We start from the raw sequence: 18,456 nt of genomic DNA on the forward strand, positions 1-18,456 counted from the left end.
AGGGAATGTCAGGGGATGTCGGAAGCGGCGGCAGCGGAACGGTTACGTCAGAAGCGGTCACAGCGGCGTCCACCGGGACGCGTTCGCCGCGCTCTCCTCGACGGCCGCCAGGACGCGCTGCACGCGCAGGCCGTCCTCGAACGAGGGTGACGGATCGGTCCCGGCGGCGACGGCCGCGAGGAAGTCCCGCACCTCGTGCGTGAAGGTGTGCTCGTAGCCCAGGCCGTGGCCCGGAGGCCACCACGCCTCCATGTACGGATGACCGGGCTCGGTGACAAGGATCCTTCGGAACCCCGCGTCCGCCTCGGTCTCGTCGTGGAACCACAACTCGTTCATGGCCTCGAAGTCGAACGCCAGGCTGCCCAGCGAGCCGTTGACCTCCAGGCGGAGGGCGTTCTTGCGTCCGGTGGCGAAGCGGGTGGCCTCGAACGACCCCAGCGCCCCGCCGTCGAACCTGCCGATGAACAGCGCCGCGTCGTCCACGGTGACCTGTCCCCGCCCGTCCGTACGGCTCCCGCCGGCGAGCCCGCTGGCGCCTTCGGCCAGCGGCCTCTCCTTGATGAAGGTCTCGGTGAGGGCGGAGACGCCGGTCAACGCCTGGCCGGTGACGAACTGGGCGGTGTCCACGATGTGCGCGCCGATGTCTCCGAGCGCCCCGGAGCCTGCCTTCTCCTTCCGCAGCCGCCACACCAGGGGAAACTCGGGGTCCACGATCCAGTCCTGGAGGTACTGGGCGCGGACGTGCCGGATCTCTCCGAGGCGTCCCTCGGCGACGAGCCTCCTGGCCAGCGCGACGGCCGGCACCCGCCGGTAGTTGAAGGCGACCATGCTCCGCACGCCGCGCGCCGCCGCCTTCGACGCCGCCGCGGCCATGGCCTCCGCCTCCGCCACGGTGTTGGCGAGCGGCTTCTCGCAGAGCACGTGCTTGCCCGCCTCCAGCGCGGCGATCGCGATCTCCGCGTGAGTGTCCCCGGGCGTGCAGATGTCCACGAGCTGCACGTCGTCCCGCCGGACCAGCTCCCGCCAGTCCGTCTCGACGGCGGCCCAGCCGAGCTCGGCCGCGGCCGCCCTGGCGCGGTCCTCCGACCGGCCGGAGAGCACCGCCATCGACGGCGCCACCGGCAGGTCGAAGAACGCGGTCACATTCCGCCAGGCCTGGGAGTGCACGCGCCCCATGAACGCGTAGCCCACCATGCCCACCCCGATCAGCGGCTTCACGATTCGAACCCCAGTGGGAGGTAGGTCGCGGCGTTGTCCTTGGTGATGGTCTCGGACGCGAGGGTGATCGACTGCGGGACCTCGTTCTCGGTCAGGTCGGACATGCCCTTGCCCTGGGCGATGAGCCGGGCCAGCTTGATCGCGGATGACGCCATCGTCGGGCTGTAGGTCACCGTGGCCGCGAGCACGCTGCTCCCGGACTGGATCTCGCGCATGGCATTCGCCGATCCGGCGCCGCCGACCATGATGAACTCGCTGCGGTTCGCCTCCTTGATGGCGGCGAGCACGCCGATGCCCTGATCGTCATCGTGGTTCCAGATGGCGTCGATCTTCTTGTGCGCCTGCAGCAGGTTGCTGGCCACCTTGGTGCCGGACTCGACGGTGAACTGCGCGTCCTGCTTCGCCGTGACGCTGAAGCCGTACGCCTTGAGCGCGTCGGCGAAGCCCTTGCTGCGGTCCTGGGTCAGCGGCAGTGTGGCGATGCCCTGGATCTCGACGATCACGGGGTTGGACACCCCCTTCTCCTTGAGCGCCTTACCGATGTAATGCCCAGCGGCCACGCCCATGCCGTAGTTGTCGCCACCGATCCAGGTCCGGTACGACAGCTTGTCGGGGAAGACGCGGTCGAGGTTGACGACCGGGATGCCGGCGTCCATCGCCTGCCTGGCCACCTGGTTGAGCTGCTGCCCGTCGTTCGGCAGCAGCACCAGGACGTCGACCTTCGCCTGGATGAGGGACTCCACGGCGGAAATCTGCTGGTTGATGTCGTTCGTCGGCTCCACCGGCTTGAACACCACGTCGGAGTACTGCTTCGCCGCGGCCTCGGCGTTCTTGGCGATGGCCGCGATCCAGCCGTGGTCGGCGGCCGGGGCCGAGAATCCGATCGTCACCTGCGTTCCGGGCTGGTCGTTGCCACCCGCCGCGGCGGCGGTCGTGGGGGCCGCGGCCGCCGCGCTGGGCTGCGCGGCCGGCTCGTTGCTCGTGCACGCGGAGACGAGCGCTCCCGCGCCGAGTACGGCACCGCCGAGGAGGAATCCCCGGCGACCGGTGTTCTGGGTCATGTGCTCTCCCTGTTCGGATGGGCGGCGAACCGCGTGAAGAGAGGGATCGAGGGCGTGAGGGGCCGGGGCCGCGAGTCGTCTCCCGGCCCTTACGGCATGCGTTGGTGGGGCTCACGGCCCCACGGGTCAGGTGCCGGTGAGTGCGCCGCGCCGCTGCATCAGCACGGCGACGACGATGATCAGGCCTTTCGCGATGAGCTGGTCACTGGTGTTGAGCCCGTTCAGGATGAACAGGTTGGTGATCACGGTGAAGATCAGGAGGCCCAGGATCGAGCCGATGATGGTCCCCCGGCCGCCGGTGAGGAGGGTGCCGCCGATGATGACGGCGGCGATGGCGTCCAGCTCGTAAAGGTCGCCGTGGGTGGAGGAGCCGGTGGTCGTCCTGGCCATGATGAGGACCGCCGCGATCCCGCAGCACAGGCCGGACAGCCCGTACAGCAGCATCGTGTGGCGCCGGACGTCGATGCCGGCCAGCCGGGCCGCTTCGGGGTTGCCGCCGACGGCGTAGGTCCTGCGGCCGAACGTGGTCCGGTTGAGCAGGATCCAGCCGAGCGCCACCACCAGGGCGAAGACGTAGACGAGCAGCGGCAGCCCGAGCACCCGGGTGGTGGACAGCTCGACGATGGCGTTGTTGGCCTGCTGGACCAGCTGGGTGCGCTGGTTGGACATGCGCTGGGCCAGGCCACGCGCCGCCACCAGCATGGCAAGGGTGGCGATGAACGGCACCATCCGGCCATAGGAGATCAGGAAGCCGTTCACCAGCCCGGCCCCCGTGCCGACCAGCAGCGCGCACACGATCATGACCGCCGGGCCGTACGACTGGGTGGCCAGTGTGGTGGCCCACACGGAGGACAGCGCCATGACCGCGCCGACGGACAGGTCGATGCCGCCTCCGATGATCACGAACGTCATGCCGACCGTGATCACGCCGATGGTCGAGGCGAGCGCGAGGATGCTCACCAGGTTGGAGGAGGTGGCGAAGTTCTCCGGCCTGGTCGCCAGGCCGACGATCGCCAGGAGGACGAGCGCGGCGACGAGGCCGAGATGCGGCACCTCCCCGATCTTCCCCAGGAAGGGCCTTTTCGCCACGCTTGTCGGGGTCGCCTCAGTCAACGCGGGACTCCTCGTTCGTCGAAACCATGACCAGGTCGAGGACGCGGTGCTCGTCGAGGTCCACGGCGGGAGCCTCGTGCACGATCCGGCCCTCGCGGACGACCAGCACCCGGTCCGCGAGCCCGAGCACCTCGGGGACCTCGCTGGACACCAGCAGGACCGCCACGCCGTCGTCGGCCAGCCGCCGGATGACGGCGTACAGCTCGGCGCGGGCGCCCACGTCCACGCCGCGGGTGGGCTCGTCGAGCAGCAGCAGCCTGCGGCCCTCGACGAGCCAGCGGGCCAGCACCGCCTTCTGCTGGTTACCGCCGGACAGCGTCTTGACCGGCCGGCGCGGATCAGGCGGCCGGATGTCCAGCGCCTCGATCAGCCGGGCAGCCTCGGCCGCCTCCCCGCGCCGGTCCATCCAGCCGAAACGCGAATAGCGGGTCAGCCCGGCGAGCGTGATGTTGCGCGCCACGCTCTGGTCCAGCAGCAGGGCCTGCGCCTTCCGCTCCTCCGGGGCCAGGCCCATGCCGAGCCGTACGGACCTGGTCGTGTCGCCCGGGCGTACGGCGCGGCCGTCGAGCAGGACCCGGCCGGACGCCCTGCGCGCGCCGTAGACGGCCTCGATGATCTCGGACCGGCCGGAGCCGACCAGACCGGCCAGCCCGACGATCTCCCCCGCCCGCACGGAGAAGGAGACGTCGGCGAAGACGCCCGGCACGGTCAGCCCCTCCACCCGCAGGACCTCGGGCCGTTCCTCGGGCCGCTCCTCGGACCGCTCCTCGGGCACGGCCGGGCGCGGCGGGAAGACGTACTCGACGTCGCGCCCGGTCATCAGCGAGACGACCTGCCCGGTCGGGGTCGTGGCGGGCAGTCCGACCGCGACCGTGCGGCCGTCCTTGAGAACGGTGACCCGGTCGCCGATCTCGCGGATCTCCTCAAGACGGTGCGAGATGTAGACGACCGCGACGCCCTGGGCGGTGATCTCGCGGATGATCCGGAACAGGTTGGCCACCTCGTCATGCGCGAGCGCGGCGGAGGGCTCGTCCATGACGATCAGGCGGGCGTCGTGCGAGAGCGCGCGGGCCATGCTGACGATCTGCTTGGCGGCGGGAGGAAGCCGTCCCACCTCGGTGGCCGGCGGGATCTCCCCGTGACCGAGCCGCCGGAGCAGGTCCGCCGCGATCCGATTGGTCTCTCCGCGCCGGGTGAACCCGAAGGAGGCCCGCTCATGGCCGAGGAGGATGTTCTCGGCCACGGACAGCCCGTCCACCAGGTCGAGCTCCTGGTAGATGGTCGCGATGCCCTGTTTCATGGCCGCGGTCGGGGTGGCGAGCCGTACCGGCTCGCCGTTCAGCAGCACCTCGCCCTCGTCCGGCTGGTGCGCGCCCGAGAGGATCTTGATGAGGGTGGACTTGCCCGCGCCGTTCTGGCCGAGCAGGCAGTGCACCTCGCCGGCCCTGACCTCCAGGTCGACGCCGTCCAGGGCCCGCACGCCAGGGAACCGTTTGACGATTCCCCGCATGGCGAGCAGGGGTGCCGTGTCGGGGGGTGACGCCGGCATGAGGCCTCCAGTTGCTGCGATGTGGCGTTACGCGTTACGCGGCCGAGTAGACGTGATCGCTGATGAGCCGGGTCGCGCCGACGATCCCGGCGGTGTCGCCGAGTTCCGAGAGCACGATGGGCAGGTTGCCGGTCGCCAGCGGCAGCGACCTGCGGTAGACGACGCTTCTGATCTCCGCGAGCAGCACGTGTCCCAGGCGGGCCACGCCTCCGGCGATGATGACAAGCGCCGGGTTGAAGAAGCTGACCAGACTGGCCAGGACCTGGCCGACCCGGCGCCCGCCGTCGCGGATGATCTGGATCGCGGCGGCGTCCCCCTGCGTCGCCGCGGCCGCCACGTCCTGCGCTGTCAGCCCTCCGGCCGCGGCCAGCCGTTCGGCGAGGTACGGCGAGCCGCCCGCCTTGGCGACGGCCGTGGCCTCGCGAGCGAGCGCGGCGCCGCCGAAGTACGCCTCCAGGCACCCGGAGTTGCCGCAGGCGCAGATCGGACCGTCGTCGTCGACCCTGATGTGGCCGATGTCGCCGGCGCTTCCGGAGACGCCCCGGTAGATCTTGCCGTCCACCACGATGCCGCAGCCGACGCCGGTGCCGATCTTGACAAGCAGGAAGTCGCCGACCTGCCGGGCCAGCCCGGCATGGAGCTCGCCGAGCGCCATGATGTTCACGTCGTTGTCGACCATCGCGGGGCAGCCGAGCTCCTCGCTGACCGCCTCCCTGACCGGGTAGCGGTCCCACCCGGGCATGATCGGCGGGACGACGGGAACGCCCTCGGGAAAGCTCACCGGCCCCGGCACGCCGATGCCCGCGCCGTGGAGCTGGGTGAACAGGCCCTGCTCGTGGAGCTTGCCCAGCAGGGCGGTGGCCCGGTCGAGCACTGCGGCGGGGCCCTCGCGGATGTCGCACGGCTCGCTCAGATGCCCGAGGACGTTCAGCTCTCCGTCGGTGACCGCGACGTCGACCGAGGTGGCGCCGATGTCGATCCCGGCGAACCGCGTCCGGCGCGACAGCCGTACCTTGCCGGACCGCCTGCCTCCGCGTGACTCGGCGAGCCCGTCGGGCTCGGCCAGGCCCAGCTCGATCAGCCGGTCGAGCTCGACGTTGAGCTTGGACCTGGACAGGTCCACCGCGTCGCCGAGCTCGGCCCGCGATCGGCCGCCCTCTCGCAGGAGCCGCAACAGCATCGCCTGGTGCGCGTTTTCTGGCCGCATCCGCTTCACGGAGCCTCCGCATCGGAGTGAGATGGCGCGAACTTACCCCTCTTATGCGGAACTGTGAAGACCTTTTTTATGCGCTGCGCCCGACTTTCGCTGAAATCTGCAAAAGTTCGGGACATGCGTCGGCACAGCGAACGCACCGGCATCGAGGCTTCTCACCTGATCGACGTCGGTGCGCTCCCTGTGACCAGGCCCCGGCAGGCGAGCCACCGGCAGGGATGTCAGAGCATGACCGGGATCGCCGCATGACCCGAATGGAACGGAGTGCCGAGCATGCCCGTACGGATCAGAGCATGCCCGTACGGATCAGAGCATGCCCGTACGGATCAGAGCATGGCCTGCAAGGAGGCGCCGGCCTGCTGCCCCAGCGTGGTGGGCTGGAGATAGGGCTGCTCGGCCATGATGGCCTCCCAGTTGTCGCGGACGGACTCGACGGTGACGGCGTCGTCCCGCCACCCCGGCCCCTCGGCGACGAATACGCGGGCGACCCGGCCGCCGCCGACCGAGAACACCTCACCGGTGGTCTCGCAGCTCTCGTGTGCCAGATAGGCGACCAGGGGACTGATCCGCTCGGCGGTGAACTTGGCCTCGAACTCGGCCGGGAGGAGGGTCTCGGTCATCCTCGTCCAGGCGATGGGCGCGATCGCGTTGGCCTTGATGTTGGCGCGGGCGCCCTCGATGCCGAGGGTCTTGGTCAGGCCGACCAGGCCCATCTTGGCCGTCGAGTAGTTGGCCTGGCCGAAGTTGCCGAAAAGGCCGGACGGCGACGAGGTGTTGACGATGCGGCCGTAGCCCTGCTCCTTCATGTGCGGGAACACGGCCCGGCTCACCAGGAACGAGCCGCGCACGTGCACGGCGATGACCGCGTCGAACTCCTCGACGGTCATCTTCCCGAACGACTTGTCGCGCAGGATCCCCGCGTTGTTGACGACGACGTCCACCCGGCCGAAGGCGTCGAGGGCGGCCCGCACCACGGCTTCGGCGCCCTCGGGCGTGGCGACGCTGTCGGCGTTCGCGATCGCCTCCCCGCCGTTCTTCGTGATCAGGTCGACGACCTCCGCGGCCGGACCGGCGGAGGCGCCGGTGCCGTCCAGGGCGCCGCCGAGGTCGTTCACGACGACCTTCGCCCCCCGTTCGGCCAGCAGGAGCGCGTGCGATCGGCCGAGCCCGTGCCCCGCGCCGGTGACGACGGCGACCTTCCCGTCGAACCTGAGAACGGACATCGCGTCCACCCTTCAAAGAGAACAAGATTCTGGTTGCGCACACCATAACCCCGGCTCGCCTGGTGGACAGGCGGGCCGGGGCGGGGACCCAGACACCTTCGGCCGTTTTGTCCCAGATCGAGGATCCGTACGCAAAATCGCCCTGATCCTGACAGACGACATTGACCGCCTACCCCTGCAGGTACATGTCGACCTTCACGACCCTGGCGGTGAGGGACTTGCCAGCACGGCCGTTCAGGTCGGCGGTCGCGGGGAATCCCATGGCGGCGTTCGCCGCCTGAGCCGCGACGCCCAGCGTGAGGAGGGCCGCCACGATCACCATGACGAGCCGTTTCGCACCACGAGAGAAGTGCCGGAGAGAGAGCTTCACGCGGCCAAGGGTCGCCGGGCCTCCTGCATGATCCCTGTACGGCGATCTGCCGTCGCCCTGACCGGCCCGGACGGCCCGCTCAGCATACGATCATCGCTGCGGATAGTGATCGCATGCCGGGATTTCTGCTATAGTCCTGGGTCTCGCACGGGCATGGGTAGATTGACGGCATACCTGACTGGAGGCCTCAGATGCCCCCATCCCGGCCGCTGCGCGTGGTCCAGTGGGCTACCGGCGCAGTCGGAGGGTACGCGCTTCGCGATGTGATCAGCAGGCCGGACTTCGAGCTGGCCGGGGTCCTCGTCTACGACCCCGACAAGGTCGGGGTCGACGCCGGTGAGCTGGTCGGGCTCGGCTCCACCGGGATCATGTGCACCGACGACGTGGACCGGGTGCTCGCCCTCGACGCCGACTGCGTGCTGCACATGCCGCTCCCCGCCGCCTACTTCGGCGGCGATCCGGCCACCGACGTGGAGGCGATCTGCGCCCTGCTGTCCTCCGGCAAGAACGTCATCACCACCACCGGTTTCGTCTACCCCCGGACGTACGGCCCCGGCCTGGTGGACCGGCTGGAGTCGGCCTGCGCCACCGGCGGGACCTCGCTGCACGGAACCGGCATCAACCCCGGGTTCATGAGCGACCTGCTGCCGCTCGCGCTGACCGGGCTGTCCGGGCGCCTCGACCACATCTACGTGCGCGAGTCCTCCGACTTCCGCGGGCACCCGTCACGGCAGATCGTCGCCGACCTGATCGGATTCACCCAGGCGCCCAAGGACTACGCCGGCGCGGTGCGGCCGTTCCGCGCCTTCCAGCGGGCGCTGTTCTCCGAGAGCGTGCAGCTCGTCGCGCACGCGCTGGGCGTGGAGCTCGACGAGGTCGAGGAGACCGACGAATACGAGCTGGCCGCCGACGAGTTCGAGATCGCCGCCGGCGTGGTCCGCCCGGGCACGGTCTGCGCGTCGCGGTGGGTCTTCAGTGGCCTGGTCAGAGGCCGGCCGTTCATGACGGTCGAGTGCGTCTACAAGGCGGACGCCGCCCGGGTGTCGCGCTGGGCCGCACCGGGCTTCGCCGTCCACATCCAGGGCCGCCCCACCATAGCCGTCGCGATCGACGAGGTGGAGCACGGGCTGGCCGGGGCGGCGGCCCACGCCGTCAACTCGATCGCGTCCGTGTGCGCCGCGCCGTCCGGGATCCGCACGGTCCTCGATTTGCCGCTCGCCACCGGCCGCGGCACGGTCCGGCTCGCCTGACCCCGACCGAGGCCCGACCGAGGCCCGACCGAGGCCCGACCGAGGCCCGACCGAGGCCCGCGTGCGGCGCGTCAGTGCGGCAGGAAACGGCCGAACCTGCCCTGGTGGTAGAGCAGCGGCCGGCCGGCGCGCTCGACCGTCGTCGCCGTGACCAGGCCGACCACCAGGATGTGGTCGCCGACCTCGACCGTGTGGTGCGTACGGCAGATCAGGTGGGCGGACACGCCGTCGAGCAGGGGAACGCCGTCCGGCCCGTCCGTCCATCGCGTCGGGTGGGCGAACCTGTCCACGCCCTTCTTCGCGAACTGGGACGCCACGTCGGCCTGGTCACTCGCGAGCACGTTCACCGCGAAGTCGCCGGCCCTCCGCAGCCGCGGCCAGGTCCTCGAGGACTGGGCCACGTAGAACGACACCAGCGGAGGGCTGAGGCTCACGGAGGAGAACGAGGTGGCCGTCAGGCCGACCGGCTCCCCGTCGGGAAGCGCGGTGACGACCACGACCCCCGCCGCATGCATGGCGAGCGCCCGGCGGAACTCCTCGCCGCCGACCCCCTCACCAGTCCCCTCTCCCACACCCGCGACAAGCCTGAGCCGCGAGCGGCCGCTCTCCTCCGGTATCTCGTGCGCAACGGTCACGCGGTCACCTCCTGCGGAAGCGCGAGCCGCACGGCCACCTGGTCCACCCAGGCGGCCCGGACGGCGACGTCCAGCGTCCGCGATCCGGCCCTCGGGTCGCCGACCAGCGTCACGATCGTCATGTCGCACTCCTTACCTGTACAGCATGCATGCACTGGGACATTTCTCTGTCCCCGCGCACAGCCCTCACGAAGAGGTGACCGCCCGCGCCCGCGGGCGGATCGCTTTCTACGAGGCACGACGACACCGGGCGCTCAAGACGCGGCCGACGTCCACGGTGGGCACGCCTGGTCAGGTACGGGCCCCGGCTCATGACCGTGACGCCGAACACGACTCACAGTAAAGTAAATCTTTCCTACTGACCTTCCATGGAATGCCACACGTCCGGCTCGCCCTCGACCCGGGCCGCCAGGCCCCGGGCCTCCAGCCACACCAGGTGGGCGAGAGTCTCGTTGGTCGCGGAGCGCTGCATGAACGCCGGGATCGTCTCCCACGGCCGCGACCAGGTGAGGCGAGTGGCCAGTTCCCAGCAGGTGACACCGCCGGAGGCCGCGAGCACGGCCTCGATCTCCGCGAGCCGCTCCTCGTGGTGGCCGATCACGTAGTCCACCCGCTCAGAAAGCTCCAGGAAACGGTATTCGTGGGCGGGGAGCACTTCGTCCACGTCCAGCTTGCCGACGCTCCGCAGCGAGTCGAGATAGTCGGCCAGCGGGTTGGGCGCCGACTGGGGGTGGACCGCCACGTGGGGGGTGATCCGGGGGAGCACGTGGTCGCCTGAGAACAGCAGCTTGCGGTCGGCCTCGACGAAGCACAGGTGACCGGGCGAGTGCCCCGGCGTCCAGATCGCCTTCAGGTGCCAGCCCGGCAGGTCGAGCCGCTCACCGTCCTCGATCAGCCGGTCGGGCGCGGCCGTCGACACGTAGTTGCGCATCATCATGGACGCCCCGGCCAGCTCCTGGGCCGTCATGTCGGGCACGCCGCACCGGAGGAGCAGCTCCCTCCCCCGATCGGCGAGCGCCTGGATGCCCGGTTCGTCGTAGCGGTCGCGCACCAACCGCGCGTCGGCGGGGTGCAGCCCGATCCACGCGCCCGACGCCTCCCTGAGACGCCCAGCGAGGCCGTAGTGGTCCGGATGGATGTGCGTGACCAGGACGGCCTTGATGTCGGTGACCGCGTATCCGGCCACGCCGAGCCCGGCGGTGAGCGCGTCGTACGCCTCGTCGGTGTTCCATCCCGCGTCGATGATCGCGACGCCGTCCGGCAGCTCCATCGCGTAGACCAGGACGTACCGCAGCGGGTTGATCGGGATCGGCACGGGGATCGACCAGAGGCCGGGCCGGACCCGCTCCACCTCGGGCAGCGCCCCTCCGTTCCATGCCACACGCTGCTGCTCGTTCGCCGCCGTCACCATCGGCTTGCTCATCGGCCTGCCCCTTTCGCCGCAAAGATTCTGCCCCGGATACCGAATCAAGTTCTACTCGGGGCGGGTGCGAGAGCCGTCCGATGGGCGGGGAGCCGTACGAACAGGAGGGATGAGACAAGAATCACGACGGCCACGGCCGCCCAGGTGCCGCCGATGCCGAGGCCGGTGGTCAGCGGGCCGAGCCCGAGCGTGATCAGCAGGCCGCCGAACTGGAGCTGGAGGGAGTCCACGGACATCACCGTGGCGCGCCGGGCCGACTCCACCCGCAGATGGATCAGCTCACCGCGGACCAGCTCCGCGACGGAGATCGCCGCGAAAACGAGGAAGTACGCCACGCCCGCCGCGACCACCCCTGCCGTGCCGGACAGCGCGACCGACGCCGCCAGCCCGCCGAGCGCCGCTGCGGTCACCACGATCGCGGCGACCGCGGTGCGGGTGGACGTGCGGAGAAGCCGGGCCACGAACAGGGCGATCGAGCTCCCGACGGCGTTCCCGGCGAAGCCGACCGCGGCCACGAACGCATAGACCGAGCTCCCCGTCTCCAGCCGGCCGGTGAGCTCGGCCAGCCGCACCGGCGTCAGCGTCTCGATGGCGGCCAGCATCATCCCGCTCGCCGCCGAGAACAGCAGCAGCCGGGCCAGGCCCCGGTCGCGAACCGCCATGTGGAAGCCGTCGCGGATCGTCAGCGGGACGTCCGTGAGGATCTCCCCGAACCGCGCCGCCGCGCGCGATCGCGCGGGGCCGCCGCGCGATGTCGAGCGAGGCGGCTCCGGCATCGCGACGACGACCACGACGAGGGCGGCGACCGCCGCGACCGCGCCGCACCACACCGGGACCGAGAGCCGCAGCACCTCGTCGCCGGGCAGCACAAGCGGCGCGAGTCCGCCGGCGAGCACCCCGCCGAGCAGGGCAGTCGAACTCGCGGCGGACCCCACGGCGAGGCCGGGCTTGAGATCGGCGTCCGGCCCCTCGGCCGCGTGCAGCGCGTCGACGTACCAGGCCTGAGCGGGGCCGCTGGACAGCGCCCGCGCGACGCCCTTGAACAGCGAGGCCACGAAGAACAGCCACACGGAGTCGGCCAGGGCCATCACGACGAGGCCGACCGCGCTGAAGCCGGTGCCGACCGCGAGCACCGTGCGGCGCCCCACGACGTCGGCGAGCCCGCCGGTCGGGAGCTCCAGCACCACGATGGTGACGGAGTACGCCGCCGACACCAGGCCGATCTCCCCCAGATCGAGTCCCCGGGCGGACATCAGCAGCACCATCGGCGCCATCATCAGCCCCGGGGGCAGCCAGGCGAGAAACTGGATCAGGGCGTATCTCCGCCGCGCGCCCGCCGCGGTCAGCGTGTCACCCCACATAACCGCGCACCGGGTGCGCGCTGACGAACACGGACACCCGCTCGGCGTCGGGGGCGTCCTTGTCGTGCTCCTCGAGCTCCCGGAGAAGGGCGGAAACCCGCCCGTAGAGGGCGGCGACCGAGGCGGGCGTGAGCCGGACGACGTCGTCGGCCATGCCGGCCGCCTCGATCCACTCCGCGCCCCAGGACGCGGAGTCCCGATCGAACGCCTCGACAGCCTCCCTGAGCACCTCCATCTGCCGCCGGCGCATGAAGGCCACCGCCTCGCGCCCCTCAGGAGCGCCGGACAGCGCGGTGTTGCTCCACGACGTGTACGCGTGGGCCGCCCGCCAGCGGCGCTCGCGCCGGTCGCGCTGTTCGCTGTCCTCCTCGACGAAGCCGTACTTGGCAAGTTGCCGCAGGTGGTAGCTGGTCGAGCCCGAGCTCTCGCCGAACTTGGCGGCCAGTTCCGTGGCCGTCGCCGGCCCGTCGATCCGCAGCGCCCCCAGGAGGCGGACCCGCAGCGGATGTGCCACGGCCTTGAGCGTTCGGGGATCGGTGACATGGAAGGTGTCGTCCATGTCTCCGGTTCTAACATCGCAAAGATAGCTTTGCAATACTTTCTTTGTGATGTGGATTCCATCGGTCGAGTACTACGCCGGTCAGGCGGCGATCGGCGCCGGAGATCATCGACGCCGGACGGATCAGCTCGGACGGATCAGCTCGGACGGATCAGCTCGACCAGGCCGGGAGCGACCCCGGGGAACTTCCGATCCGCGGTGAGCAACGCATCGGCCCCCACCTCCCGCGCGGTCGCGATGATGAGGGCGTCCGGCATGCGGAGGGTCAGGTCTCCCGCTCTGAGCCGCGCCGCGCCGTCGGCCGTCGGCTCGTCCACTGGAAGGACCCGATCGATGGCAGCGGCGCGGAACCGGTCGAGCGCCTTCTCGGCCTCCGCTCCTCGGCGAAGGGCCCCCACCCGCAGCTCGCTCCATGTGATCACGGAGACCGCGAAGGACGCCGCACGCCCCTCCCAGCGGCGTACAGCGTCGAGGGCGTCGCGGTGAAGCGCGTCATCGGGATCGAGCAGGCCGGAGATGACGTTCGTATCGAGCATCACGACAGGCACGGTGTCAGCTCCACCCGTCCCGCTCGGCCTCGACGTCCACGGCCTCGGTGAAACCGGGCAGGGTGCCGACGACGCCATCGAAGCGGCTGCGGTGCCGCCGGATGACGATGCGGCCGTCTTCCTCTTCGATGTCGATCGGATCCCCCGCGTGGAGCCCGAGGCTGCGCAGCACGGCGGCCGGCAGGGTCACCTGGTTCTTGCTGGAGATCCGCGCCGGTCCCGCACGTCGGACACGCGGCCGCTTTTCGTGCTCCATAACCTTTACCGTACCCATCACAAGTAAAGGCTAAGAGTGATAACGGATCGCACGCAAGCGGTTTCGCAGTGTAGCCGACGGCCTGCGCGGTGCCCCGTGATGGAGCGGGCCGTTGTCGAGCGCGGTGCGCAGCGGTGACGACGCCCTAGGCTGTACCGCGTGATCGAGGCAATCAGGGTGGACGAAGCGGTCCGCGAGCTGCGTCCCGACTTCGCCGTCCTGGCCGTCTGCGCGTACGGCCTCGCCAACGGCCCCAGCGACGACAGGTCGCGCGGCTGGCTCACCGAGGCGGCGGAGGCGGCGCCGCCGCTCGAAGACGAGAAGATCGAGGCGTGGCGCGCGGCCTATCGCGCCTTCGGCGCCAAGCCGCAGCGCACCCGCCCCTCGGTCGACGCCCTCATCCGGCGGATGCCGCTTCCCGAGATCAACCTCGTGGTCGACGCCTACAACTCCGTGTCCGTACGGCACGGCCTGCCGATCGGCGGCGAGGACCTCGGGCACTACGAGGGCGCGGCGCGCCTGGTCCGGGCCGCGGGCGACGAGCCGTCCGACGAGGTTCTCGGCGACCCGGGGATCGGCGAGGTCGTCTGGCGGGACGACGCCGGTGTCACCTGCCGTCGGTGGAACTGGCGGCAGTGCGTCCGGACGCGGATCACCGAGGACACCGTGGACGCCTTGTTCCTGCTCGAACGCCTGGAGCCCCTCTCGTTGGAGGAACTTTCGGCCGCGGGGGACGAGCTGGCCGCGTTGCTGGACACCATCACCCCTGGCATCCGGATCGAGTCACGCCTGACCCGGTAACACCGATATGACCATCTGGTAAGCATGGGCTCACCCCCCAGATGGGCTACCCGGACGTGACCTGTTTGGTCAGTCCTGGGAGGATAGGCCGGGACCTGCGGCCGGACGGGCGCACCCCCTGTCCCGGGCGAGTAGCCTTGGACAAGTTCTCTATCATCAACGCCGATCTGCGGAAGAGGGCGATTTCCGCCGTGTCGTCTGAGTCGTCGCGGACAAACCCGCTGGCAAGCTTCGGGCAAAACGAATGGCTTGTCGACGAGTTGTACCAGAAGTACCTGCAGGATCCCGAGTCAGTGGACAAGGCATGGTGGCATTTCTTCGCTGACTACAACGGAACCGGCAAGGCCACCACCGCCGCCGGAGCCACCGCCGTTGCCGCTCCCCCGTCTCCACCCTCCCCCGCAGCCAAGGCCCCCGCCGCACCGGCGCCCGCGGCCGCGAAGCCGGAGAAGGCGGAGAAGGCGGAGAAGGCGGAAAAGAAGGCCGCCCCCACGCCAGTACCGGCTGGCGCGGCCGAGGAGAAGCTGCGCGGCGCCGCCGCGCGCACGGCGCTCAACATGGAGGCCTCGCTCGCGGTCCCGACGGCGACGAGCGTGCGCGGCGTCCCGGCGAAGCTGCTGATCGACAACCGCATCGTCATCAACAACCACCTGCTGCGCGGGCGTGGCGGCAAGATCTCCTTCACCCACCTGATCGGCTTCGCGGTCGTCCAGGCGCTGAAGGCCATGCCGGAGATGAACTACTCCTACGCCGAGGTGGACGGCAAGCCGGTCCTGGTCAAGCCCGAGCACGTGGGTCTCGGCCTCGCCATCGACGTGCAGAAGGCCGACGGCACCCGCCAGCTCCTCGTCCCGTCGATCAAGGCGGCCGAGACGCTCGACTTCCGCCAGTTCTGGGTGGCGTACGAGGACGTCGTCCGCAAGGCACGCGCCGGCAAGCTGGGCGTGGACGACTTCCAGGGCACAACGATCTCCCTGACGAACCCCGGCACGATCGGGACCGTCCACTCCGTGCCCCGCCTGATGCCCGGCCAGGGCACGATCATCGGCGTCGGCGCGATGGAGTACCCCGCGGAGTACCAGGGCGCCTCGGTCGAGACGCTCAACCGCCTCGCGATCAGCAAGGTGATGACGCTCACCTCGACGTACGACCACCGGATCATCCAGGGCGCGCAGTCGGGTGACTTCCTGCGCCGCATCCACCGGCTCCTGCTGGGCGAGGACGGCTTCTACGACGCCATCTTCGAGTCGCTGCAGCTCCCGTACGAGCCGGTCCGCTGGGTCCAGGACATCTCCGCCACCCACGACGACGACGTGGCCAAGTCCGCCCGCGTCCTGGAGCTCATCCACGCGTACCGGGTCCGCGGCCACCTCATGGCGGCCACCGACCCGCTGGAGTACCACCAGCGCAAGCACCCCGACCTCGACATCAAGTCGCACGGCCTGACGCTGTGGGACCTGGAGCGCGAGTTCGCCACCGGCGGTTTCGGCGGCAAGCCGCTGATGAAGCTGCGCGACATCCTGGGCGTGCTGCGCGACACGTACTGCCGCACCGTCGGCATCGAGTACATGCACATCCAGGACCCCGAGGAGCGGGCCTGGATCCAGGCGCGGATCGAGAAGCCGCACACCAAGCCCGACCGTGACGAGCAGCTGCACATCCTGCGCAGGCTCAACACCGCCGAGGCGTTCGAGACCTTCCTGCAGACCAAGTACGTCGGCCAGAAGCGGTTCTCGCTGGAGGGCGGCGAGTCGCTGATTCCGCTGCTCGACTCGGTGATCAGCGCGGCCGCGGCCGAGGATCTGGACGAGGTCGTCATCGGCATGGCGCACCGGGGCCGCCTCAACGTGCTGGCCAACATCGTGGGCAAGTCCTATGCCCAGGTGTTCGGCGAGTTCGAGGGCAACATCGACCCGCGCAGCGCGCACGGCTCCGGCGACGTGAAGTATCACCTCGGCGCGACCGGCGGCTTCGTCGCCCCCGACGGCACCAAGATCACCGCATCGGTGGTGGCCAACCCGTCGCACCTGGAGGCCGTGGACCCCGTCCTCGAAGGCGTCGTCCGCGCCAAGCAGGACCTCCTGGAGCGCGGCGAGGAGGGCTTCAGCGTCCTGCCCGTGCTCGTGCACGGTGACGCGGCGTTCGCCGGCCAGGGCGTGGTCGCCGAGACGCTGCACCTGTCGCAGCTCCGCGGCTACCGCACCGGCGGCACCGTCCACATCGTGGTCAACAACCAGGTCGGCTTCACCACCAGCCCGGCCAGCTCGCGCTCCTCGGTGTACGCCACGGACGTCGCCCGGATGATCCAGGCGCCGATCTTCCACGTCAACGGGGACGACCCCGAGGCCGTGGTCCGGGTCGGCCGGCTCGCCTACGAGTACCGCCAGGCGTTCCGCAAGGACGTCGTCATCGACATGGTCTGCTACCGGCGCCGCGGGCACAACGAGACGGACAACCCCTCGTTCACCCAGCCGCTGATGTACGACCTGATCGACGCCAAGCGGTCCACTCGCAAGCTCTACACCGAGTCCCTGATCGGCCGCGGCGACATCACGGTCGAGGACGCGGAGCAGGCGCTGCGCGACTACCAGGACCAGCTCGAGCGGGCGTTCACCGAGACGCGCGAGGCGGCCAAGAAGCCGCTCGAGCCCGGCGCGGTCGTCAAGCCTCCGGCGGACGAGGTGATCCCGTGGTCGCACGAGGACACCGAGACCGCCATCTCCGAGGAGACGGTCAAGCGGGTCATCGAGACCCAGCTCAACCTGCCCGAGGGCTTCACGGTGCACCCGCGCCTGGCGCCGATCCTGCAGCGCCGCGGCACCATGATCACCGACGACACGATCGACTGGGCGACCGGTGAGGCCCTCGCCTTCGGCGGCCTGCTGATCGACGGCCACCCCGTCCGCCTCGTCGGGCAGGACTCCCGCCGTGGCACGTTCGGCCAGCGGCACGCCGTCCTGGTCGACCGGGTCACCGGCGAGGACCACACCCCGCTGAAGACGTTCAACCAGGGCACGACGAAGTTCTACGTCTACGACTCCCTGCTGAGCGAGTTCGCGGCGATGGGCTTCGAGTACGGCTACAGCGTGGTGCGCCCCGACGCCCTGGTCTGCTGGGAGGCGCAGTTCGGCGACTTCGCCAACGGCGCCCAGTCGATCATCGACGAGTTCATCTCGTCGGGCGAGCAGAAGTGGGGCCAGCGGTCGTCGGTCGTGCTGCTGTTGCCGCACGGTTACGAGGGCCAGGGTCCGGACCACTCCTCGGCCCGGATCGAGCGCTACCTGCAGCTGTGCGCGATGGACAACATGACCGTCGCTCAGCCGACCACCTCGGCGAACTACTTCCACCTGCTGCGCTGGCAGACCCTGTCCAACCGGCGCAGGCCGCTGATCGTGTTCACGCCCAAGTCGCTGCTCCGGCACAAGGGCGCGGCGTCGGCGACGTCGGAGTTCACCTCCGGCTCGTTCCGGCCGGTCATCGGTGACACGACCGTGGATCCGTCGGCGGTCACCCGGGTGGTCCTGTGCTCCGGCAAGATCTACTACGACCTGGCCGCCGCGCGGGAGAAGTCCGGCCGGACCGACATCGCGATCGTCCGTATCGAGCGGCTCTTCCCGTTCCCGGAGAACCCGCTCAAGGCGGAGCTCGCCCGCTACTCCGCCGACGCCGAACTGATCTGGGCCCAGGACGAGCCGGTCAACATGGGCCCGTGGCCGTACCTCACGCTGAAGACGACCGAGCGGCCCGAGCTGCTCGACGGCCGGCGCCTGCGCCGGGTCTCCCGTGCGGCGAACTCGTCGCCGGCGACGGGGTCGCACTCCGCGCACGACGCCGAGCTGGAGGCGATCACCAAGGAGATCTTCGGCTAGTCCGTAC

General features: G+C 70.2%; 17 protein-coding genes. 3 read left to right on the forward strand and 14 right to left on the reverse strand.

From position 1 onward, the window contains the following. Window positions 1-57 precede the first annotated feature (57 nt). The 7 genes from QSK17_RS29100 to QSK17_RS29130 form a co-directional block, all read right to left on the reverse strand. A complete protein-coding gene (locus tag QSK17_RS29100; protein WP_285708655.1) occupies window positions 58-1,218 on the reverse strand; it encodes a Gfo/Idh/MocA family protein in 1,161 nt (386 codons plus the stop codon). Next, window positions 1,215-2,279: a substrate-binding domain-containing protein gene (locus QSK17_RS29105; RefSeq protein ID WP_285708657.1), complete on the reverse strand. Its 1,065-nt coding sequence runs from the start codon at window positions 2,277-2,279 to the stop codon at window positions 1,215-1,217. The genes QSK17_RS29100 and QSK17_RS29105 overlap by 4 nt, the downstream gene beginning before the upstream one ends. Window positions 2,280-2,405: 126 nt before the next feature. After that, window positions 2,406-3,392: an ABC transporter permease gene (locus QSK17_RS29110; RefSeq protein WP_285708659.1), complete on the reverse strand. Its 987-nt coding sequence runs from the start codon at window positions 3,390-3,392 to the stop codon at window positions 2,406-2,408. Next, on the reverse strand, window positions 3,385-4,941 hold the full coding sequence (locus QSK17_RS29115) for a sugar ABC transporter ATP-binding protein (protein WP_285708661.1): 1,557 nt from the start codon (window positions 4,939-4,941) through the stop codon (window positions 3,385-3,387). The genes QSK17_RS29110 and QSK17_RS29115 overlap by 8 nt, the downstream gene beginning before the upstream one ends. 34 nt (window positions 4,942-4,975) lie before the next feature. Then, window positions 4,976-6,148 carry an ROK family transcriptional regulator gene (locus tag QSK17_RS29120; RefSeq protein ID WP_285708704.1) on the reverse strand — a complete coding sequence of 391 codons (1,173 nt, stop codon included), beginning with the start codon at window positions 6,146-6,148 and terminating at the stop codon, window positions 4,976-4,978. Between the two features lie 332 nt (window positions 6,149-6,480). Beyond that, a complete protein-coding gene (locus QSK17_RS29125) occupies window positions 6,481-7,377 on the reverse strand; it encodes an SDR family oxidoreductase (RefSeq protein ID WP_285708662.1) in 897 nt (298 codons plus the stop codon). A gap of 169 nt (window positions 7,378-7,546) precedes the next feature. Further along, entirely contained in the window at window positions 7,547-7,747 is a 201-nt protein-coding gene (locus QSK17_RS29130) for a hypothetical protein (protein WP_285708663.1), read from the reverse strand. A 191-nt stretch (window positions 7,748-7,938) separates the two neighbouring features. On the opposite strand from QSK17_RS29130, the gene QSK17_RS29135 reads away from it, so the two are divergent. Then, window positions 7,939-8,997, forward strand: a complete 1,059-nt coding sequence (locus QSK17_RS29135; RefSeq protein WP_285708664.1) for an NAD(P)H-dependent amine dehydrogenase family protein — start codon at window positions 7,939-7,941, stop codon at window positions 8,995-8,997. Between the two features lie 71 nt (window positions 8,998-9,068). On the opposite strand, the gene QSK17_RS29140 is transcribed toward QSK17_RS29135, so the two are convergent. The 7 genes from QSK17_RS29140 to QSK17_RS29170 form a co-directional block, all read right to left on the reverse strand. Continuing rightward, window positions 9,069-9,512, reverse strand: coding sequence for a flavin reductase family protein (locus QSK17_RS29140; RefSeq protein ID WP_285708705.1), 444 nt, complete (start codon window positions 9,510-9,512; stop codon window positions 9,069-9,071). 116 nt (window positions 9,513-9,628) lie between these two features. Continuing rightward, window positions 9,629-9,754 (reverse strand): hypothetical protein, encoded by a 126-nt coding sequence (locus QSK17_RS29145; protein ID WP_285708665.1) that lies wholly within the window; start codon window positions 9,752-9,754, stop codon window positions 9,629-9,631. Window positions 9,755-9,987: 233 nt separating this feature from the next. Then, the gene (locus QSK17_RS29150; RefSeq protein WP_285708666.1) at window positions 9,988-11,055 is read right to left on the reverse strand and encodes an MBL fold metallo-hydrolase; all 1,068 of its coding nucleotides are present in this window, start codon (window positions 11,053-11,055) and stop codon (window positions 9,988-9,990) included. Between the two features lie 44 nt (window positions 11,056-11,099). Beyond that, a complete protein-coding gene (locus QSK17_RS29155; RefSeq protein ID WP_285708667.1) occupies window positions 11,100-12,416 on the reverse strand; it encodes an MFS transporter in 1,317 nt (438 codons plus the stop codon). Further along, window positions 12,406-12,975, reverse strand: a complete 570-nt coding sequence (locus tag QSK17_RS29160) for a helix-turn-helix domain-containing protein (RefSeq protein ID WP_285708668.1) — start codon at window positions 12,973-12,975, stop codon at window positions 12,406-12,408. The genes QSK17_RS29155 and QSK17_RS29160 overlap by 11 nt, the downstream gene beginning before the upstream one ends. A gap of 137 nt (window positions 12,976-13,112) precedes the next feature. After that, window positions 13,113-13,511 carry a type II toxin-antitoxin system VapC family toxin gene (locus QSK17_RS29165; RefSeq protein ID WP_285708707.1) on the reverse strand — a complete coding sequence of 133 codons (399 nt, stop codon included), beginning with the start codon at window positions 13,509-13,511 and terminating at the stop codon, window positions 13,113-13,115. A gap of 16 nt (window positions 13,512-13,527) precedes the next feature. Beyond that, window positions 13,528-13,779: an AbrB/MazE/SpoVT family DNA-binding domain-containing protein gene (locus tag QSK17_RS29170; RefSeq protein WP_285708669.1), complete on the reverse strand. Its 252-nt coding sequence runs from the start codon at window positions 13,777-13,779 to the stop codon at window positions 13,528-13,530. A 159-nt stretch (window positions 13,780-13,938) separates the two neighbouring features. Here QSK17_RS29170 and QSK17_RS29175 point away from each other — a divergent pair, with 159 nt between their 5' ends. Together QSK17_RS29175 and QSK17_RS29180 are read left to right on the forward strand one after the other, a co-directional pair. Beyond that, the gene (locus tag QSK17_RS29175; RefSeq protein ID WP_285708670.1) at window positions 13,939-14,580 is read left to right on the forward strand and encodes a B3/B4 domain-containing protein; all 642 of its coding nucleotides are present in this window, start codon (window positions 13,939-13,941) and stop codon (window positions 14,578-14,580) included. 191 nt (window positions 14,581-14,771) lie between these two features. After that, the gene (locus tag QSK17_RS29180; RefSeq protein WP_285708708.1) at window positions 14,772-18,449 is read left to right on the forward strand and encodes a multifunctional oxoglutarate decarboxylase/oxoglutarate dehydrogenase thiamine pyrophosphate-binding subunit/dihydrolipoyllysine-residue succinyltransferase subunit; all 3,678 of its coding nucleotides are present in this window, start codon (window positions 14,772-14,774) and stop codon (window positions 18,447-18,449) included. Window positions 18,450-18,456 lie beyond the last annotated feature (7 nt).

This window comes from Microtetraspora sp. NBRC 16547 (assembly GCF_030268965.1).
GTDB lineage: Bacteria > Actinomycetota > Actinomycetes > Streptosporangiales > Streptosporangiaceae > Microtetraspora.